20 protein-coding genes and 1 pseudogene are annotated in these 18,163 nt (G+C 51.2%); 11 read left to right on the forward strand and 10 right to left on the reverse strand.

What is annotated here, in order from left to right:
* Window positions 1–112: 112 nt before the first annotated feature.
* From bhsA (ACM5QY_RS20390) to ACM5QY_RS20415, 6 genes are all read left to right on the forward strand, one after another.
* On the forward strand, window positions 113–370 hold the full coding sequence (gene bhsA, locus ACM5QY_RS20390) for a multiple stress resistance protein BhsA (protein WP_416122434.1): 258 nt from the start codon (window positions 113–115) through the stop codon (window positions 368–370).
* Window positions 371–538: 168 nt separating this feature from the next.
* Window positions 539–796 carry a multiple stress resistance protein BhsA gene (gene bhsA / locus ACM5QY_RS20395; protein ID WP_416122435.1) on the forward strand — a complete coding sequence of 86 codons (258 nt, stop codon included), beginning with the start codon at window positions 539–541 and terminating at the stop codon, window positions 794–796.
* Between the two features lie 153 nt (window positions 797–949).
* A complete protein-coding gene (gene bhsA, locus ACM5QY_RS20400) occupies window positions 950–1,207 on the forward strand; it encodes a multiple stress resistance protein BhsA (protein WP_416122436.1) in 258 nt (85 codons plus the stop codon).
* A 233-nt stretch (window positions 1,208–1,440) separates the two neighbouring features.
* On the forward strand, window positions 1,441–2,652 hold the full coding sequence (locus ACM5QY_RS20405; protein WP_416122437.1) for an MFS transporter: 1,212 nt from the start codon (window positions 1,441–1,443) through the stop codon (window positions 2,650–2,652).
* 182 nt (window positions 2,653–2,834) lie between these two features.
* The gene (locus ACM5QY_RS20410) at window positions 2,835–3,188 is read left to right on the forward strand and encodes a type II toxin-antitoxin system RelE/ParE family toxin (RefSeq protein ID WP_416122438.1); all 354 of its coding nucleotides are present in this window, start codon (window positions 2,835–2,837) and stop codon (window positions 3,186–3,188) included.
* Window positions 3,172–3,510, forward strand: coding sequence for a helix-turn-helix domain-containing protein (locus tag ACM5QY_RS20415; protein ID WP_416122439.1), 339 nt, complete (start codon window positions 3,172–3,174; stop codon window positions 3,508–3,510). Before ACM5QY_RS20410 ends, ACM5QY_RS20415 begins: the two co-directional genes overlap by 17 nt.
* A gap of 61 nt (window positions 3,511–3,571) precedes the next feature.
* On the opposite strand, the gene ddlA is transcribed toward ACM5QY_RS20415, so the two are convergent.
* A complete protein-coding gene (ddlA, locus tag ACM5QY_RS20420) occupies window positions 3,572–4,669 on the reverse strand; it encodes a D-alanine--D-alanine ligase (protein WP_416122440.1) in 1,098 nt (365 codons plus the stop codon).
* A 52-nt stretch (window positions 4,670–4,721) separates the two neighbouring features.
* Window positions 4,722–5,051: a DHCW motif cupin fold protein gene (locus ACM5QY_RS20425; protein ID WP_416122441.1), complete on the reverse strand. Its 330-nt coding sequence runs from the start codon at window positions 5,049–5,051 to the stop codon at window positions 4,722–4,724.
* A gap of 359 nt (window positions 5,052–5,410) precedes the next feature.
* Between ACM5QY_RS20425 and ACM5QY_RS20430 the strand changes: the two are divergent.
* Both ACM5QY_RS20430 and ACM5QY_RS20435 read left to right on the forward strand, forming a co-directional pair.
* Window positions 5,411–6,789 (forward strand): annotated as a pseudogene (locus tag ACM5QY_RS20430) (NAD-dependent succinate-semialdehyde dehydrogenase).
* A gap of 163 nt (window positions 6,790–6,952) precedes the next feature.
* On the forward strand, window positions 6,953–8,074 hold the full coding sequence (locus ACM5QY_RS20435; RefSeq protein WP_416122442.1) for a ribosomal protein uL16 3-hydroxylase: 1,122 nt from the start codon (window positions 6,953–6,955) through the stop codon (window positions 8,072–8,074).
* Between the two features lie 75 nt (window positions 8,075–8,149).
* Here the strand turns inward: ACM5QY_RS20435 and phnE (ACM5QY_RS20440) are convergent, their stop codons facing one another.
* From phnE (ACM5QY_RS20440) to phnC, 4 genes are all read right to left on the reverse strand, one after another.
* Window positions 8,150–9,073: a phosphonate ABC transporter, permease protein PhnE gene (phnE, locus tag ACM5QY_RS20440; RefSeq protein WP_416122443.1), complete on the reverse strand. Its 924-nt coding sequence runs from the start codon at window positions 9,071–9,073 to the stop codon at window positions 8,150–8,152.
* Window positions 9,073–9,936: a phosphonate ABC transporter, permease protein PhnE gene (gene phnE, locus ACM5QY_RS20445; RefSeq protein ID WP_152325506.1), complete on the reverse strand. Its 864-nt coding sequence runs from the start codon at window positions 9,934–9,936 to the stop codon at window positions 9,073–9,075. The genes phnE (ACM5QY_RS20440) and phnE (ACM5QY_RS20445) overlap by 1 nt, the downstream gene beginning before the upstream one ends.
* A 161-nt stretch (window positions 9,937–10,097) precedes the next feature.
* Window positions 10,098–11,030, reverse strand: a complete 933-nt coding sequence (gene phnD / locus ACM5QY_RS20450; RefSeq protein ID WP_416122444.1) for a phosphonate ABC transporter substrate-binding protein — start codon at window positions 11,028–11,030, stop codon at window positions 10,098–10,100.
* Window positions 11,031–11,098: 68 nt separating this feature from the next.
* Window positions 11,099–11,935 (reverse strand): phosphonate ABC transporter ATP-binding protein, encoded by an 837-nt coding sequence (gene phnC, locus ACM5QY_RS20455; RefSeq protein ID WP_416122445.1) that lies wholly within the window; start codon window positions 11,933–11,935, stop codon window positions 11,099–11,101.
* 205 nt (window positions 11,936–12,140) lie between these two features.
* Here phnC and dld point away from each other — a divergent pair, with 205 nt between their 5' ends.
* Complete coding sequence (dld, locus tag ACM5QY_RS20460; RefSeq protein ID WP_416122446.1) at window positions 12,141–13,832, forward strand: D-lactate dehydrogenase; 1,692 nt, start codon at window positions 12,141–12,143, stop codon at window positions 13,830–13,832.
* Window positions 13,833–13,908: 76 nt separating this feature from the next.
* Here dld and ACM5QY_RS20465 read toward each other — a convergent pair whose 3' ends face one another.
* Window positions 13,909–14,499, reverse strand: coding sequence for a Yip1 family protein (locus ACM5QY_RS20465; RefSeq protein WP_416122447.1), 591 nt, complete (start codon window positions 14,497–14,499; stop codon window positions 13,909–13,911).
* Window positions 14,500–14,702: 203 nt separating this feature from the next.
* A complete protein-coding gene (locus ACM5QY_RS20470) occupies window positions 14,703–15,338 on the reverse strand; it encodes a hypothetical protein (RefSeq protein WP_416122448.1) in 636 nt (211 codons plus the stop codon).
* A 326-nt stretch (window positions 15,339–15,664) separates the two neighbouring features.
* Here ACM5QY_RS20470 and ACM5QY_RS20475 point away from each other — a divergent pair, with 326 nt between their 5' ends.
* Entirely contained in the window at window positions 15,665–16,297 is a 633-nt protein-coding gene (locus ACM5QY_RS20475) for an aspartate/glutamate racemase family protein (RefSeq protein ID WP_416122449.1), read from the forward strand.
* A gap of 107 nt (window positions 16,298–16,404) precedes the next feature.
* The gene (locus tag ACM5QY_RS26515; RefSeq protein ID WP_019105993.1) at window positions 16,405–16,488 is read left to right on the forward strand and encodes a small membrane protein YohP; all 84 of its coding nucleotides are present in this window, start codon (window positions 16,405–16,407) and stop codon (window positions 16,486–16,488) included.
* Window positions 16,489–16,553: 65 nt separating this feature from the next.
* On the opposite strand, the gene pbpG is transcribed toward ACM5QY_RS26515, so the two are convergent.
* Window positions 16,554–17,492 carry a D-alanyl-D-alanine endopeptidase gene (gene pbpG, locus ACM5QY_RS20480; RefSeq protein WP_416122450.1) on the reverse strand — a complete coding sequence of 313 codons (939 nt, stop codon included), beginning with the start codon at window positions 17,490–17,492 and terminating at the stop codon, window positions 16,554–16,556.
* A 240-nt stretch (window positions 17,493–17,732) separates the two neighbouring features.
* Window positions 17,733–18,158 (reverse strand): VOC family protein, encoded by a 426-nt coding sequence (locus ACM5QY_RS20485; protein ID WP_416122451.1) that lies wholly within the window; start codon window positions 18,156–18,158, stop codon window positions 17,733–17,735.
* Window positions 18,159–18,163 lie beyond the last annotated feature (5 nt).

An 18,163-nucleotide genomic window follows, 5' to 3' on the forward strand; every position in this document is an offset into this window, starting at 1 on the left:
ACACCCTTTACCATTTACTTATCGAACGTTAAGTAATAAATAACGTTGACCGAATAACGGGGCTGGCGGGAACGTCATCCCAGACAAAAATTAACGAACAGGAATACAAATCATGAAAACTATCGCAATGACAATCGCTGCCCTGACACTCGCTACCGCTTCTTTCTCTGCTCTGGCAGCCACTGAAGTTCAGTCAGCTCCGGCAGGCTCACAAACTATCGGAACTGTCAGCGCTTCTTCAAACGGTAACCTGACCACACTTCAGTCCAAACTGAATGCGAAAGCGACCGAAGCCGGTGCAAGCTCTTACCGCATCATCGGCGCTTCTGGTGAAAACCACATGTACGGTACTGCTGAGCTGTACAAATAAGCACAGAGACATTCGTTAGCAGATTGTTCCGCACAATTAGTTAACGATTAATAAATAATTAAGTTGCACAGAATGTGATCCAGGTTTAAGATTTAATTATCGAACGTTAACAAATAACGTCAGACCTAAACCACCTGCTGATAAACAGATAAATACAGGAAGAGCATCATGAAAAACATCACTATGACATTAGCTGCAATCGCCCTCGCTACCGCTTCATTCTCGACTCTGGCAGCGACTGAAGTCCAGTCTGCACCTGCCGGCCAACAGGCAATCGGTGTAGTAAGTGCTTCTTCAGGCAATAATTTGTCCAGCCTGCAAAACAAGCTGAACGCTAAAGCGAACGAAGCCGGTGCAAGTTCATACCGTATCATCGGTGCTTCAGGTGAAAACCACCTGTACGGTACTGCTGAGCTGTATAAATAAGCACGAAGTACGATTTGATTAAGGGTAAAGCGGCATTTAGTTAACGATTAATAAGCTAGATGTTGTATCGGACAGAAGACAGCTTTGCACATTAAATGAACGTTGATGACAACGCCTGGCAAAGCTCAGACAAACGAAATCGAGGAAATTATCATGAAAAATATCACTATGACTCTCGCCGCCATCGCACTGGCCACTGCATCATTCTCGACTCTGGCAGCGACTGAAGTTCAGTCTGCACCTGCCGGTCAGCAAGCAATCGGTGTGGTCAGCGCCTCTTCAGGTAACGATTTATCCAGCCTGCAGAACAAACTGAATGCAAAAGCCAGTGAAGCCGGTGCAAGCTCATACCGCATCATCGGTGCTTCAGGTGACAACCATCTGTACGGAACAGCTCAACTGTACAAATAAGAACACTCAGCAGTAAGCAGAAGAGGCGGCGTTTGCCGCCTTTTTCATGTCTGGAATTTGGTAATTTTTGAATTGACCTCACAAGACCTTCTCTTTGTGCTACATTTTTGTTCTCTTTCCAAAAAAGTGTGCATTCCCAATGTAATGAACGCTCATCACTGACAGTTTTTTCTTCTCTGCATTGCCTTCAGGTAATACGGAGATTTCTGTTATTTTTGATGAGAATACCGTTCATGAATTCATTATTCATTGCGCTGATACGCGCACTGCGTAGCCATCGCTGGCTGCGGCTTTTAGGTTGTGCCTTCATTTTATCTTCCCTGGGAAACGGCCTGACCCAAGTGGTGGTTTTTGGTCAGCTACTTCGCTGGCACGCCTCTCCGTCAACGCTCACACTGGCTTATCTTCTTGCAATGCTTCCGGGCTTTTTGGGCAGTATGTGGGGCGAACGCCTTTGCAGAAGAATTCCACCAGTCAGGGTACTGATTCTTTCTGAAATGCTCGGATTGCTGGCGCTGATTTTCCCGCTCTATGGTTTGCTTTCGCAAAACATTCCCGCTCTGCTGGCTGTGCAGTCAGCCGAAGCGCTGTTTACAGGCATGAGCTATCCGGCACTGACACTTTTATTTAAGCGCGGGTTGAGCACCGAAGAACTGCCTGCTGCGACGGCGATGGAAACACTGATCTTCGCTTCTCAGGTTTTGCTCGGCACGGGAGCAGGCATTTTGCTGTTCGATGTTTTGTCACCCCTCTCACTTCTGGCTCTGGATGGAATAAGCTTTACAGCTTCAGCGAGCTTACTGCTGGGAACTTCAGCAGTGTTTCATCGATTGCATCATAACGCCACGCGGCCGATGACACCGGAATCACCGGCGAAATGGCGAAATTTTTCTCCGTTACAAAAACGCAGCGTATTACTGCTGCCGGCTCTCGCTGCGGTAGGTTCCCCTGCGATGGCATTACTGCCTGCACTGGCCCAGCAAATCAGGCCGGATGAAATCACCGGGTTGGCGTTACCGCTCTTATTTGCCCGGAGTCTCGGGCAACTTTGCGGCCCTTTGCTGCTCAGCGCCGAAAAATTGCAACGTTATTCATCGGGCAACTGCCGCTTACTGTTCTGCCTGACGCTCTTTCTCGCTGGCTATTTTCTTTTACCCCACTTTTCCACATGGACGGCGGGTGCGCTCCTGCTAATTTTCGGCGCGCACATGGCCTCGAATGTCGTCTTTGCTTTGGGAACTTATGGCGTATTGCGCCATTTTCCCGGTGAACACGTTGCGGGCGCCAGTGCGATGGCGTGGCGGGGGCAAATTATCGTCGCAACAATCGTGACCGGTATCGCTGGTTTGCTCGCCCAAAATATGGGGGCAGTGCATGCGCTTTATACCGTTTCACTCTTCACTCTGGCTGGCGTCGCCATTTTATTCTGGCGTTATCAGGAGTAATTAAAATGCAAAAAGCAGGGATTCCTCCCTGCTTTTCCCCCCACAATCCCGTCAAAACACTTTTATTCCGGCGCGTCTCGCAAACATTTCAACGAACTGACTTTTTAAATTTGGCTTCCCGTATAAAAGCGTTGGTATGAGGAACGATTAGGTATAAAATTTTATACACAAGGAAAGTGGCTGTGGCTAAAAATATCGACTGGCGCGGAAGTGCGTTACGCGATTTGCGGGAATTCCCTGCCGACGCCAGAAAAAGAGCAGGCTTTGAACTTGAGAAAATTCAGCAAGATCTTTTTCCAACAGATTGGAAATCGATTAACAGCTGGGGATCGGGTGTGATTGAAATAAAACTCGATGCATTGGCGGGTGCCTTCAGGGTGGTCTATGTCGCTAAATTTGAAGAAGCCATCTACGTTCTGCATTGTTTTCAAAAAAAGACGCAGCAAACCAGCCCGAAAGATATTTCCATTATAAAAGCCCGATATGCGGAAATCATCACAGAGCGTCAACGGAGAGAAAATGAAAGATTACATTGATGTTACCTCACGGCATATTACCCCGGCCGGAGGGAATGTTTTTGCCGACCTGGGGTTTAGTGATGATGAAGCACAGGCTTTGCATGCTGAATCACAGCAAAAAATTGCACAGACGATTGCGCTTAAAGAACAGCTAATGGCGGAAATCGCAAGCTGGATCGCCCTTCAGAATCTACGTCAGAGCGATGCTGCAAAAGTTTTACAAGTCTCACGCCCGCGGGTTTCCGACGTCGTAAACAAGAAAACGGATAAATTCACGCTGGATGCGCTGGTGATGATGCTCGGCCTGACCGGCAAGCAGGTAAAACTGGTTGTCGAATAAGTTTTTAAATGCAAAAAGCAGGGGTTTCTCCCTGCTTTTTCTTTGCAGCACATCTTACAAATCAGTTCGCTGAGCTTTTGAGCTGGTTATCCTGCTCGTGTTGCTCCAGGGCCAGTTCGATAAGACGCGTGATCAGATCACTGTAATTTAAACCGCTGGCCGCCCACAGTTTCGGGTACATGCTGATGTTGGTAAAACCCGGCAGCGTGTTGATTTCGTTGATAACGACGTCGCCCTGCTCGGTCAGGAACACATCGACGCGCGCCATACCACGGCATTCCAGCACCTGAAATGCCTGCAATGCGATGGCACGGATGCGATCATGCGTTTCCTGCGGTAAATCGGCGGGAACGGCAATCGATGCGCCGGCTTCATTAATGTACTTGGTGTCGTAGGAATAAAACTCATCGTGCAGGATCACTTCACCGCATACGCTGGCCTGCGGATAATCGTTGCCGAGTACCGCACATTCGATTTCTCGGCCTTTGATTGCGGATTCCACCAGCACTTTGTGGTCGAAGCTGAACGCTTTTTCCAGAGCAATCAGAAAACCGGCTTGGTCACTCACTTTGCTCACACCGACGGAAGATCCCTGATTGGCAGGTTTGATAAACAACGGTAAACCAAGCTGCTCAGAGACTTCAGCGAACGTATATTTCTGGCGGTTTGCACGGGTCAGGGTGACAAAGGGCGCAACGGACAAACCCGCGTCGCGCAACAGACGCTTGGTCACATCTTTATCCATGCTGACGGCCGAACCCAACACGCCGGAACCTGCAAACGCAATGTTTGCCATGCGCAGCAGGCCCTGCAATGAACCATCTTCGCCCAGCGTGCCGTGAACAATCGGGAAGACCACGTCAACCTGCGACAATGCGCTGGCACTGTGCGTTTCAATCAGCTGATTTTCAGTTTGCCCCGGAATGAGAGCGACCTGATTATTCGAGCGGTTCAGGGCAATCAGTGACGGATTGTCAGCATTGATCAGGTAGTTACTGGCATCGTTAATATGCCATTCGCCTTTCTTATCGATGCCCAGCAATGTCACGTCAAAACGTTCTTTATCAATGGCATCCACAATATTTTTTGCCGATTGTAATGACACTTCATGCTCTGCCGATTTACCGCCAAAAATGATGCCTACCCGTAATTTACTCACCTGCTGCTCCTTGTCGCCGGCATCACGCTGGCGGCGATTTATCTGTGTACGACTAATCAACGACAAACAATTTAGCCCCGACAGGGGTTGAGGAACGGTGCGCTTCGGCATTATCCGCCACCTGATAACTCATGCCCGGCGACAGGGTAAACGTCCGGCCATCTTCCAGGCGCGTATGCAATTCACCCTCAAGGCAATACAGCACATGGCCTTTGCTGCACCAGTGATCGGCCTCATATCCGGCTGAATATTCGACAACGCGCACGCGGATATCGCCAAATTTTTGGGTGCGCCACAGCGCCATGCCGACATCGCCGGGGTGTTGTGTCGGTGTCACGTCGTTCCAGTCGGTCGTGCAAAAAGGAATCGCATCAAGCTTCATGAGTTTCTCAATGTCGGAAAAGGAAGGAAAGCCAGCATAAAAGTGAGCGGTAAATTTATCAATCGCTTGCTGAAAACAATTCAAAAACACTTTCGCCGCAAAGTTAGGTAAAGGCGATTGTTCTTAGAGACAGGCGGCAGCCCGCGGCTGACAAGGCTTGAGAACAAGCCGCTCAAAAGCCCGGATTGCATGTGTTGCATGAAATGTCTGTGAGACAGAGTTCACGTTTTATCGACTATGCTTATTGGCAGTGTGACGAAACAAGTGAATAAAACTGGCCCAACGCAGTAAGGCGAACGCACCTCAATTCCAACGCGCTGATGACGTTACACAGCGCGCCACAAAACAAGGAGCAACAGATGCCCTATCAAACGATCAATCCTTTCAATAACAAGCTTATCAAAGAATACCCGACGCACAATGACAAGCAGGTTGAAGAAGCGCTGACCACCGCGCACGCCCTGTATAAATCCGACTGGGCGCAGGGAGATATCCAACAGCGGGTCAAAGTGCTGCATAAATTGTCCAAACTGATGGCTTCGCGGGTCGATGAACTGGCAGAAGTGGTCAGCGTGGAGATGGGGAAACTCATCGGTCAGAGCCGTGGCGAAGTGCAGATTTGCGCGGATATTGCCAAATTCTACGCGGAAAACGCAGAGGAATTTCTCAAGCCTGTGCCGTATAAATCTGACCTCGGCGAAGCCTGGGTTGAGCATCATCCGATTGGCATCATTCTTGCGGTCGAACCGTGGAATTTCCCGTTCTACCAACTGATGCGTGTGCTTGCGCCAAATCTTGCGTCCGGTAACAGCGTGCTGGTGAAACACGCCAGCATTGTGCCGCATTGCGCGGAAACCTTTGAGAAACTGGTTTCTGAAGCCGGTGCGCCAAAAGGTGCCTATACCAATCTGTTTATTTCGCAGGATCAGGTCGCGTCAATTATTGATGATGACCGCGTGCAAGGCGTCGCACTGACCGGTTCGGAAAAAGCCGGGGCCATTGTGGCAGCGCGTGCAGCCGGGAAACTGAAAAAATCCACCCTCGAACTGGGCGGGAATGACGTTTTCGCGGTGCTGGATGATGCCGATATCGATCACGCCGCCAAAGCGGGCGCTCAGGCGCGTGTTTCCAACGCCGGGCAGGTTTGTACCGCCGCCAAGCGCTTTATCATTCATGAAAAAGTGGCCGATGAATTCCTGAAAAAATTCACTGAACACTTTAAGGCATTGAAAATCGGCGATCCGCTGGATAAATCCACCACGCTGGGGCCGCTGTCTTCTGCCGACGCGGTAAAAACCCTGAGCAAGCAGGTCGACGATGCCGTGAAACACGGTGCGAAACTGCACTTCGGCGGCAAGAAAGTCAGCGGAAATCCGGGCAATTTCTTCGAACCAACCATCCTCACGCACATCACGCGTGATAATCCGGCTTACTTCGAGGAGTTTTTCGGCCCGGTCGCGCAGGTTTATATCGTCAAAAACGATGAGGAACTGGTGAAACTGGCCAACGACTCGCATTACGGCCTGGGCGGTTCGGTATTCACCACCGATCTCAACCGCGCCCGTAAGCTGGCAAGCCAGATTGAGACCGGGATGGTGTATGTCAATTCACCGACCGATACCGCCGCCGAGCTGCCTTTCGGGGGGTGAAACGCTCCGGTTTTGGCCGCGAGCTGTCAGATCTGGGGATCAAAGAGTTTGTGAACCAAAAACTGGTGGTGCTTGCCGCTAAGTCTTAAGTTTTCTGTTTTGTACTTCCCCGCAACACACCTTCCCTCTCCGCCCGGAGAGGGAAATTCTCGCCTTCTGCCTGTCTTTTGTGATCCCTTGATTCATGACAAAGCGGCCTACCCGCCAGCCTCTCTATAATCAGGCCCGTTTGTCTTCCCACTGGTAAATCACATGGCATATGAACTCAATCTGGACTGGCCGGAATTTTTAGAAAAATACTGGCAGAAACAACCTGTTGTATTAAAAAAAGCATTTACAAACTTTGTCGATCCGATCACTCCCGATGAATTAGCCGGCCTTGCGATGGAACCTGAAGTGGACAGCCGTCTGGTGAGCCATAAAAATGGTGAATGGCAGGCGAGCAACGGGCCGTTTGAGCATTTTGACGGGCTGGGCGAAACTGGCTGGTCGCTGCTGGCACAGGCGGTGAATCACTGGCATCTGCCCGCGGCTGAACTGGTTCGCCCGTTCCGCGTGCTGCCGGACTGGCGTCTCGATGACCTGATGATCTCTTATTCCGTACCCGGCGGCGGCGTTGGCCCGCATATCGATCAGTACGACGTGTTTATCATTCAGGGAATGGGAAGCCGTCGCTGGCGCGTGGGCGATGCCTTACCGATGCGTCAGTTCTGCCCGCATCCGGCATTGCTGCATGTTGATCCGTTCACGCCGATCATCGATGAGGATCTCGAACCGGGCGACATTCTGTATATTCCGCCGGGCTTCCCGCACGACGGCTTTACCCATGAAACCGCCCTCAACTATTCCGTTGGTTTCCGTGGCCCGAATACCCGCGACTTTATCAGCAGCTTTGCCGATTACGCGCTGGAAAAAGATTTAGGTGGCGACCACTACAGTGACCCGGATTTAACGCTGCGCGATCATGTGGGCAAAGTGGAAGAGTACGAGCTGGATCGCGTGCGCAATATGATGCATGACCTGATCAATGAGCCGGAAGCCTTCAGACAGTGGTTCGGGCGTTTCGCGACAACGCCGCGCCATGAGCTGGACATCGCGCCAGCCGAGCCGCCGTATGAAACCCACGAAATCGTCGATGCTCTGATGCAGGGCGACAGTCTGACCCGGCTGAGCGGTCTGCGCGTGCTGAACGTCGGCGACCGTTTCTTCGTCAACAGTGAAGCGCTGGAAACCGATCAACATCAGGCGGCGGATGCGCTTTGCCGTTTCATGCTGATTGGTAAAAAAGAGCTGGGCGATGCCGTGCAGGATCCGGCGTTCATGGCCGTGTTCACCGATCTGGTGAATCAGGGTTACTGGTATTTCGACGAGTAATATTTCTGTTGCCCGTTTATGACAAAAGGCGGCATCCGTTGGATGCCGCCTTTTAGATTTTATAACCGACTGAAATCAGGGCTTATACAACTCGACCGGCGGCTTCATTTTCCGCTCTTCCGGCATAAACAAGTCAATCTCTTCGCCCATAATGTATTTGGCGCGCAGCATCGCGGATATCTTGTCCATCATCATCACGATAGCCACCAGAATCAGCGTGATAAACATCACCACATCCCAGTTCCACAACCGCATATTTTCGGCATAAACCAGACCGATACCGCCCGCGCCCACAAAACCGAGAACGGCGGCAGAACGGGTGTTGGATTCAATCTGGTACAGCGACAGCGCCAGAAAGGTCGGGAAAGATTGCGTGAAGATGCCAAAGCGGTGCGTCTGTAGCGGCGAAGCGCCCAGCGCACGCAGACCGCGGCTTGGCGAGCGTTCCACTGCTTCGTGACCTTCGGCGTAAAGCTTGCCGAGTAAGCCTAAATCCTGCATCACAATCGCCAGCACACCGGCCAGCGGCCCCATGCCCACAGCGCGGACAAAAATCAGCCCCCAGATCGCCATATCCAGACCGCGAAGCACATCCAGAATGCGGCGGATAATCAGTGAAACCGGCCGCAGAACCGGCGTGGTCATCACATTTCGCGCCGCAAGGAATGACAATGGCAGCGCGAGGAAGGAGGCGGTGACCGTCCCGGCAAACACGATCGCCAGCGTGATCGCAATCTGCGAGAAGTAATACATAAACGGCCATTCGGAAACGTTATGCCACACGAACATGCGCAGGAAATAGCGCCCGACCTCTCGGGTGCCGCGCACAACTTCGCTCCACGGAATGCCGAAATAGCTGAAAAAATAGACGTAATACAACACAATCACAACAGCCAGAATCGCCAGATAACGCAGGTAACGGCGCTGCGCGGAAAACAGATGCGCGTGCTGCTGTTTCAGGCTGGTAATAACATGAGGTTCAAGCGCGTCAGTTAACATCAGAAAGTGCCCTCTACCACGCGTTTGCGTAATTTGCCCGACAGGTAATCCATGCCGGAAACCACCAGAATAATCAGCAGCAACGTCATGCTGACCTGGTCATAGCGATCCAGTTTGATGGACGTCATCAGTTCCTGACCAATACCGCCCGCGCCCACCAATCCAAGGATGGTTGACTGGCGGAAGTTGATTTCCAGACGCATGAAGCTGTAGGACAAAAAGATAGGTTTAACCTGTGGCCACATGGCGAAACGCATGCGCTGCAAGCGCCCTGCTCCGCAGGCTCTCAGGCCGCGTACCGGTTTATCCGACGCAGTTTCGATAGATTCGTAGAACAATTTGGTCAGGCTGCCGACGGTGTGTAAGGTCAGCGCGATAAAGCCCGGAATCGCCCCCACGCCAAACGCCATGACGCACATCACGGCCCAGGCCAGTTCAGGCATGGTTCGCAGGAAAGCAACAAATGTACGGATACTGAATTTCACCCATTTCGGGGAATCCGTATTGCTGGCGGCGAGAAACGCCAGAACCACGGCCAGCGCGGTGGACAGAATCGTTGAAGACAATGCCAGCTGAATAGTTTCCCAAATCAGCGGTAACTGAATATTGAGACGGTATCCCCAGTAAGCCAGAGAACCTTCGGTGTGCCCGTCTGCAAATAATAAAGACCAGTGCAAAACCGGTACCGTCTGACCGATATAATCAAAGAAACTGGGTGCTGAAACAATAATAGTTTTCAGATTAAGCTCGGAAACATTGCCAGACCATAAATATAACAGCAGCATCAGCCCTGACCAGATCAGCGCCTCGCGCTTTTGCTTACCGCGTATATTCTGGTAATAACGGTTGAAGTCTTTATTCAAAATAATATTTCCGGTTTCAGGTAATCATTATTCCTCCCCCTGCGAAGGGGGAGGTCAGGAGGGGGTATTACAAACGACAATAGTGATAAAAGCATTCGCTTACTGAATTGCCATTAATACCCCACCCCAACCCTCCCCTTCGCAGGGGAGGGAGCTAAGACTTAGCGGCCACCCTTCGTCAATTCACGCTTCATATCAATAATCTGCTGATATTCCGCCAGCGACGTTTCGCCGATATGCTGTTTACCGCCAACGGCTTTCACGAAGCACGCATGATCGTCTTTATCCAGTTTCTTAATGGCTGAAACCAGTTTCGCTTTAAATGCCGGTGGCAAATCGCTGCGAACCAAAATCGGGCCGTTAGGAATTAACGGAGATTCCCAGATAATACGAATTTTCTTCATCAGATCCGGATGGTCCATGCGGATCATACGGTTGAACGCACCGGAGGTATAACCGGTTTCGCGGTCACCAATCATGGAAGTCCAGGTCACCGCGCCTTCAAACTGACCGTTCAGTACGCCGAGGATGTCCTGCTCGTGGCCGCCGGAGAAGGTGACGCTGGAGAAGAAGTTGTTGTATTTGTTATCCGTGTTACCACCAAACTCTTTCTTGAATGTCTGGTTCGGGATCAGGTAACCGGAAGTGGAATCCGGGTCAGCAAAGCCAAAGGATTTGCCTTTCAGGTCAGACAATTTCTGGTACGGGCTGTCCGCTTTTACCACGACAACGGAGTGATAACCGCGAGATTTGTCGGTGTCATCAATCACGATACCGACCAGATCCACCGCTTTCGGGTTATTAATATATACAGACGCGAAAGATGAAGGCGACATGCTTAATACCATATCGACTTTCTTGCCTAATAACCCCTGAATCACACCTGAGTAATCGGATGAATTACGCAGTTTAGTATCCACATTTAATTCTTTATCAAAGAAATCTTTTACACACTGATTATCACCGATTTGCTGAGTGGCGTTCTGTCCACCCAAAATACCTAAATTCAATTCTTTAGGGGCATCTTCTGCCATGCTGTGCATTGCGGTAAGGGAACCTGCAACAAAGACCGCCAGACGTAATAACTTCTTCATTTAATGATGACCTTGTGTAGATTGAGAGAAAGTAGAAATAAGCACTGCAAAATTAATAACGTTTTTGTTTAACTGTTTATGGCTTCGTGTTCTTCGCCATATAACTGCTGCAAGATCCCGTCGGTTAATTGTTCCGGATGCCCGTCAAAGATAATCTGCCCTTTCGCAATACCGATAACGCGGGTGCAGTAATCTTTCACCAGCTCGACGGAATGCAGGTTAACCATCACCGCGATGTTCTCTTCGCTGACCTTTTTCAGGGCATTCATGATGCGCAGGGTATTTTTAGGATCCAGCGAAGCCACCGGTTCGTCCGCCAGCAATATTTTCGGATTTTGCATCAGGGCACGACAAATCGCCACGCGCTGCATCTGGCCACCGGAAAGATTTTCAGCACGTTGCAGCGCATGCGGCAACATGTGCAACCATTCCAGCAGTGATATGGCGCGGGCGCGGTCTTCATCATCAAACTGGTTGAAGAAAGATTTGAACGTAGAGGTATGGCTGAGACGCCCGAGCAGCACGTTAGTCAGTACGTCCAGACGCGGAACCAGACAGAAATCCTGGAAAATCATGCCGCAACCTGAACGCCAGCGACGCAGCGGTTTGCCGGTCAGGCCTGCCAGTTGCTGCTGCTCACCGTTTTCATAATGACACACCACGCTGCCGTCGGTTAACGGGATCGTACCGTTAAGGACGTGCAGCAACGTCGATTTACCCGCACCGGAACGGCCAATGACCGCAACAAATTCACCGGCGTGAAGATCGAAATTGATGTCATTAAGAACACGCTGACCTGATTTATAGGATTTCACCAGGCCTTTAACGTCCAGTACTTTGTTCAGATGTTGCGGCCCGGCCTGAGGATATTCAGCCTGTGCCAGCTTAAGTTGAGCTTGCGCCATGATGCTGTCTCTCGGTTGCTTTCGTTATCTGGCGTTCATTAAGCGCGAGTTTTGTGACACATCAATGACGATTTAGTGGACTGCGTATGACAAAAATGTAGCAACTTAAGAGGAATCCCTCGGTATTTATCCTGAATGATCTGTAGCCTGTTCTCTGGCATTTAAGTCTATGATTGCAGAGCCTACGTCAAAAAAGGAAGATGAAATGGATAACCAGTCACTCATCACCACGCTGAAAGACATCGCCGGAAGCCGCCACGTCCTCACTGGCGACAGCAATACCGAGCGCTACCGCAAAGGGTTCCGCTCCGGCGGTGGCAAGGCACTGGCGGTGGTATTCCCGCAAACATTACTGCAACAATGGCAACTGCTTAAAGCCTGCATCGCCGCCGACAAAATTGTCATCATGCAGGCCGCCAACACCGGGCTGACGGAGGGTTCAACGCCCAGCGGCGACGATTACGACCGCGACATCGTCATTTTCAGCACCCTTAAACTCGATCAGATCCAACTGCTCGACGGCGGCCATCAGGTGATCGGTTTCCCCGGCAGCACGTTGTATAAACTGGAAAAAATCCTCAAGCCTTATAACCGCGAACCACATTCAGTCATCGGTTCATCCTGTATTGGTGCCTCCGTCGTCGGCGGAATTTGCAACAACTCCGGTGGCTCACTGGTGAAACGCGGCCCGGCTTATACGGAAATGGCGCTGTATGCGCAGATTGATGCGCTGGGAGAATTGCGGCTGGTAAACCATCTGGGGATCAATCTGGGTGAGACGCCGGAAGAGATCCTGACGCGGCTGGAAAAAGGCGATTATCTCGAAGCCGATATTCTGCATGACCAGCGACTGGCTTCCGACCATGATTATGCGGCGCGTGTCCGCGAAGTGGATGCCGATACGCCGTCACGCTTTAACGCCGATGAGCGCCGTCTGTTTGAAGCCTCGGGCTGTGCCGGGAAACTGGCCGTTTTCGCCGTCCGCCTCGATACTTTCCCGGCAGAAACCCAGCAACAGGTTTTCTATATCGGCACCAACGACACGGCGGTGCTGACCGAATTACGTCGCCAGATCCTGCGGGATTTCACGAACCTGCCGGTTGCAGGCGAATACATGCACCGGGATATTTTCGATATCACCGAAGTGTACGGCAAAGATACGTTCCTGATGATCGACAAACTCGGCACCGACAAAATGCCGGACATGTTTACCGCCAAAGGGAAGTTTGACGCTCACGCCAGCAAAGTGCCTTTCCTGCCGAAACACTTCAGCGACCGCGTAATGCAGTGTCTGAGTAAAGCGCTGCCAAACCATTTACCGCCCCGCATGAAGCAATATCGCGACCGGTTTGAGCATCACTTATTGCTAAAAATGTCAGGCCCCGGGATAGATGAGGCCAGAACGTTTCTGACCCGTTTCTTCAGCGAAAATCAGGGTGACTTCTTTATCTGTTCAGCCGACGAGGGCAAAAAGGCCTTCCTGCACCGCTTCGCTGCGGCGGGTGCCGCCATTCGTTATCACGCCGTGCATGAGAAAGAAGTCGAAGACATTCTGGCGCTCGATATCGCACTGCGCCGCAACGATCGCGACTGGTTTGAAACGTTGCCGGAAGATATTGATAATCAGCTGGTAGCAAAACTCTATTACGGCCACTTTATGTGCCACGTTTTCCATCAGGATTACATTGTTAAAAAAGGTGTGAACAGCAAGGCGCTGAAACACCGCATGCTCGAATTGCTGGATGCAAAAGGCGCTGAATATCCGGCGGAACACAACGTCGGACATCTCTATGTTGCGAAACCGCATCTTAAGGAATTTTACCGGCAGTCCGACCCGACCAACAGTTTTAACCCTGGGATCGGGAAAACCAGTAAGCTGAAAAACTGGCAGGAATAACGTTGCGAAGTGTCTCTGACCAACCCTCCCCTTTTCAGGGGAGGGATACTACGTCACTCCGACCTCATCTCATTGGTTAGAACAATTTCGTTCCATAACCCCACATCAACACGGTCAGTGCGAGTAACAACTCAAGAACCAGAACTCCCATCGCCAGCGTCGAGCTGGAGAACAGGAACCCCTCGCGGTGGTCAATGTTGAGGAAGTTTGGAATACCGAGGTACAGCAGATATCCGCTGTAGCAAAGGCCAATCAGCCCGACAAACAGGCATAACCAGACCATCGGATAAAGCGCAACGATCCCGCTGAGGAACATCGGTGTGGCAACGTAACCGGCAAACACAATACAACTGTTGAGTGTCGGGCGGCTGTCATAACGACGCGCCATCCAGTAGATAATTCGCCCCATCAGTGCAACGGCGGCGAGCATCAGAACATAGAAGATTACAGCGATGTAGGACGCGGTGAACATGGAAACCATCAGCTTCTGGCCGTCACCGAAATTCCAGCCCAGCTGCGTTGTCCCGATAAAGGAACAGACAACCGGAATCAGCGCCATCAGAAAAACATGGTGGGAATAAACATGTGAAACGGTTTCCCGTTCACGCTGGATTTGCTGCAATTCGGGACCCGGATGAGATAACAGTCCCCAGATATGATTTGCCATGAAACACCCCCTTGTGCGCCGAAAGCCGCCAGCGGCGTACGATGATAAACCCTTCGGGAATGCCAGTTTGATAAAGGTCACAAGGGCAAGGAGAAGGTGGCAGCCTGTGTATATTATAGTCGTTATTGGGCGGTTTGCTGGCGGCACAACACCCCACTGTGGCAGAGGATGTTGATGCCGGAGAACGGGGTTTCCCGAAAAGGTCAGTGGATATAACGGGCTGCGGTGAACACCACCCCAGCCAGTGCCACCATCATGCCCATGATCCAATGGGTCTGTTTTGAAATATAGAGGTGGAACATATCCTTGGTCATGTAATTCGACTGAATAACCGCCAGCTGCGACTCAACGGAATTAAATCGTGCATCCATTTTATCGAAACGCAGATCCATTTTGTTAAAGCGCTCATCTACCAGGTCAAATTTCTTATCAATGAGAACAAGATGATCGTCAATTTGCACCAGATGCTCGTCGATCCTGACCAGATGCTTATCGATACGAACAATACTTTCCTCCGTTTTCCCCACGCGAACGCCGATGTCCGTCACCGCATCGGTGAGCGTGACCATCTGGTGTTCGAGTTTTCCGACACGGAGATGGGTATCTGTAACGACCTCGGCCAGCTGAACAACTTGCTGTTCAACCTTTCCCACCCGCAAATTAAGGCTCGCGATTTCCTCCCCGTTTTTGATTCCCTGCTTTTCGATACTGTTAATCTGGCTTTGCATTAACGCTTCCATAATCCATTCTCCCTTAAAGTCTTCCGGCACTGTCAGGGCACCGGGCAGATACAGCATTGGGTTGACTGGCCAGCAATCTGGCATCCTGAGCTGAAACATGATGTGTTGTCCCTCACGTAAGCTAATCCTTGTTTAGGCATCCTTAATCTGCGGGCAGTCTGCACTGTATAAATAAACACCTCAAATCAATTTCTTTCTCGTTCAAGGCGTGATTATTTATGAATCTATGTCTTATGGAATTGCATTGATAAAATGAATAAATACCAAATAAAAGAGCCGCTTACGCGGCTCCGTTACGGGTACTCTTGGTAAAGCGCTCAGGTTTTTGTTAGCACACTCATTAACAAATTTTTACAGGCAGAAAAGCCTCTACGGGGAAAGGAAAAATCGTTAACGTAGAGTCATCACACCTTCCGGAGACGTCCATGCGCATCACCTGTTTACACACAGCAGACAGCAACATCGCGGTTTTTGAAAATGCAGCACAGAAGCTGGGGTTAGATCACCATGAGTTCCGCCATATTTCCCGTCCGGATTTACTGGCTGCCGCAGAACAGGCAGGCGGGCTGACGCCGGAAATTCTTGAACAAACGGCGAAGGTGTTACGCGACCTGAGCCGTGAGTCCGACCGTGTTTTGCTCACCTGCTCAACACTCGGCGCTGCCGCTGAAGCCGCAGCAGAAAGCGCGCAGGTGCCGGTTTTGCGCGTTGATCAGGCGCTGGCCGAAGCAGCGATGAAAACGGCCGGAAAAGTGGTGGTGTTATGTGCGGTGGAAACCACGCTCGGGCCCACTGAACAGCTATTCAGACAGACGAAAAAACACCCCGACGCCGTACTGGAAATGCGTCTGGTGGCCGGAGCCTGGGAAAAGTTTAAGCAGGGCGATTTAGCAGGGTATTTGCAGACGGTCGCCGCTGCGGCTGACGCAGCATTCGCAGAGGGTACAGCCGCCGTTGTGCTGGCTCAGGCATCGATGACCGGCGCGGCGCAGTTCACGCAAAGGGGTAAACCTTTCACCAGCCCGGAATGCGGCCTGAGAGCGATCGTTGCCGTTTAAGTCTGGTGAAAAAGCGCAAATGATAGGATTAGCTATACTGAAGGTGAATAATCATTGGCTTAGCCAGCTTAGCTGATGACGACAAAAGGGTGTGATAAGGAGAAAACATGAAAATTATTCTGTGGATCATCGCCATCATCTTTATCGTCGGCTTACTGACCCTGACAGGGGTGTTTAAACTGATTTTCTAAGCATCGTTGTCTGTTCCTGCACAAAACAAAAGTCCGGCACCTGCGCCGGACTTTTTCGTTTTAGATCAATCGTCAGCTTCTTCTATCGATGGCTGAGATTTCTGCTGCTCTTTCTGCTTACGGTAGTTCTTCGCAATCTGCGGAACTGGCACGGTTTTGCCGGTTTCCATCCAGGTGCGCAGACGGTTCGCATCTGCAAAGGCGGTAAATTTCCCGAACGCATCCATCACGACCAGCGTGACCGGCTTGCCGTTAATGGTGGTACGCATCGCCAGACAATGCCCGGCGATATCGGTATAACCGGTTTTCGTCAGCTGAATGCTCCACGACGGGTTCATGATCAGATGGTTCGTATTGCGAAAAGGCAGCGCGTAGGCGGGATGGCTGAAGACCGCCGTTTTTTCGGCTGTTGTGCTGAGCTGGCCGATGAGCGGATAACGCTGGGAAGCCAGCAGCAGACGCGTTAAATCACGCGCAGTGGAGACGTTGCGTGGCGAAAGCCCGGTCGGCTCAGCGTAATGCGTACGCGTCATCCCGAGAGATTTGGCTTTGGCATTCATCGCATTGATAAATGCTGTGTAGCCGCCAGGATAGTGCGCGGCCAGGCTGGCGGCGGCACGGTTTTCGGAAGACATCAGCGCCAGTTGAATCATCTGGCGGCGGGTAATTTCGCTGTTGAGTTTTACGCGGGAAAATACACCACGCATTTCAGGCGTATTGCTGATATCAACGTTGATCACTTCATCCAGCGGCAGATTCGCATCCAACGTTACCATCGCGGTCATCAGTTTGGTCAGGGAGGCAATCGGCCTCACCTCATCCGGATTTCGGGAATAAATCACTTCGTGGCTTTTAAGATCCACCACCATGGCGCTGCCGGAAGCAATTTGAACAATAGGGGCGACCGCCTGCTCGTGCTTTGCAGCGAATGCGGCAGGTGCAGACAACATGCCTGTATTTAAGGCGAATAAGCTCAGAACCAGAAGACGGATTTTCACATGCATTGCTCTGTATTTAAGAAAGTTGTCATGAAGTTATGTCGGGACAGCGGCGGAATTATAAGTGACGCGAATAGGATTGGCACTCGCAATTTTCAAATCTATTTGTCACAAAGTCTGTCACAACCACACGCAGGCCGTGCAATGGCGAGTTAGTGAACACTTGCGTAGGATGAGAGCGAAGTCAAACGACGACGGGCAGGGTTTCAACGCCCGGCCCGTTTTATTTTTTAGATTATCTGAATATTACTGATGGCCGATTAAATAACCGATTTCCTGCCCGTAAGAAAGTTCGAGCGTATTTCCATCCGGGTCATCCAGAAAAGCCCAATAGCCGACAGGCGCACCGGAATCTGTCGGTTCCTGACGTAAAACACCCGCGTCGCGCGCTTCGGCGAGTTTGACATCCATCGCTTCTTTCGAGGCGCAGGCAACACCGAGATGCCCGAACGGGCCAAGTTTAGTGTCGGTGGATTGCGGGTCTTCTGCCAGAACGAGGGCAAAGTGGCGGGTCATATCGCTGAGCCAGGCCACAGGCCGGGCGTGGGTGCCTTTTTCACCGCGCCGGTGGATGACTTTCATTCCGGCGAATTGCTGATAGAAAGCGATACTGGCGTCGAGATCTTTAACGGCAAAAGCAATGTGGCTCAGGCCGATGTCTTTATTGTCCATGATAC

Origin of the sequence: Rahnella sp. PCH160 (assembly GCF_047784855.1) — a bacterium.
Lineage (GTDB): Bacteria > Pseudomonadota > Gammaproteobacteria > Enterobacterales > Enterobacteriaceae > Rahnella.

Excerpts from the sequence above, each read along its gene's own strand:
- bhsA (WP_416122434.1), top strand. The coding sequence starts at position 113 with ATGAAAACTATCGCAATGACAATCGCTGCCCTGACACTCGCTACCGCT.
- bhsA (WP_416122435.1), top strand. The coding sequence starts at position 539 with ATGAAAAACATCACTATGACATTAGCTGCAATCGCCCTCGCTACCGCT.
- bhsA (WP_416122436.1), top strand. The coding sequence starts at position 950 with ATGAAAAATATCACTATGACTCTCGCCGCCATCGCACTGGCCACTGCA.
- ACM5QY_RS20405 (WP_416122437.1), top strand. The coding sequence starts at position 1,441 with ATGAATTCATTATTCATTGCGCTGATACGCGCACTGCGTAGCCATCGC.
- ACM5QY_RS20415 (WP_416122439.1), top strand. The coding sequence starts at position 3,172 with ATGAAAGATTACATTGATGTTACCTCACGGCATATTACCCCGGCCGGA.
- ACM5QY_RS20425 (WP_416122441.1), bottom strand. The coding sequence starts at position 5,051 with ATGAAGCTTGATGCGATTCCTTTTTGCACGACCGACTGGAACGACGTG.
- ACM5QY_RS20435 (WP_416122442.1), top strand. The coding sequence starts at position 6,953 with ATGGCATATGAACTCAATCTGGACTGGCCGGAATTTTTAGAAAAATAC.
- phnE (WP_416122443.1), bottom strand. The coding sequence starts at position 9,073 with ATGTTAACTGACGCGCTTGAACCTCATGTTATTACCAGCCTGAAACAG.
- phnD (WP_416122444.1), bottom strand. The coding sequence starts at position 11,030 with ATGAAGAAGTTATTACGTCTGGCGGTCTTTGTTGCAGGTTCCCTTACC.
- phnC (WP_416122445.1), bottom strand. The coding sequence starts at position 11,935 with ATGGCGCAAGCTCAACTTAAGCTGGCACAGGCTGAATATCCTCAGGCC.
- dld (WP_416122446.1), top strand. The coding sequence starts at position 12,141 with ATGGATAACCAGTCACTCATCACCACGCTGAAAGACATCGCCGGAAGC.
- ACM5QY_RS20465 (WP_416122447.1), bottom strand. The coding sequence starts at position 14,499 with ATGGCAAATCATATCTGGGGACTGTTATCTCATCCGGGTCCCGAATTG.
- ACM5QY_RS20470 (WP_416122448.1), bottom strand. The coding sequence starts at position 15,338 with ATGTTTCAGCTCAGGATGCCAGATTGCTGGCCAGTCAACCCAATGCTG.
- ACM5QY_RS20475 (WP_416122449.1), top strand. The coding sequence starts at position 15,665 with ATGCGCATCACCTGTTTACACACAGCAGACAGCAACATCGCGGTTTTT.
- ACM5QY_RS26515 (WP_019105993.1), top strand. The coding sequence starts at position 16,405 with ATGAAAATTATTCTGTGGATCATCGCCATCATCTTTATCGTCGGCTTA.
- pbpG (WP_416122450.1), bottom strand. The coding sequence starts at position 17,492 with ATGCATGTGAAAATCCGTCTTCTGGTTCTGAGCTTATTCGCCTTAAAT.
- ACM5QY_RS20485 (WP_416122451.1), bottom strand. The coding sequence starts at position 18,158 with ATGGACAATAAAGACATCGGCCTGAGCCACATTGCTTTTGCCGTTAAA.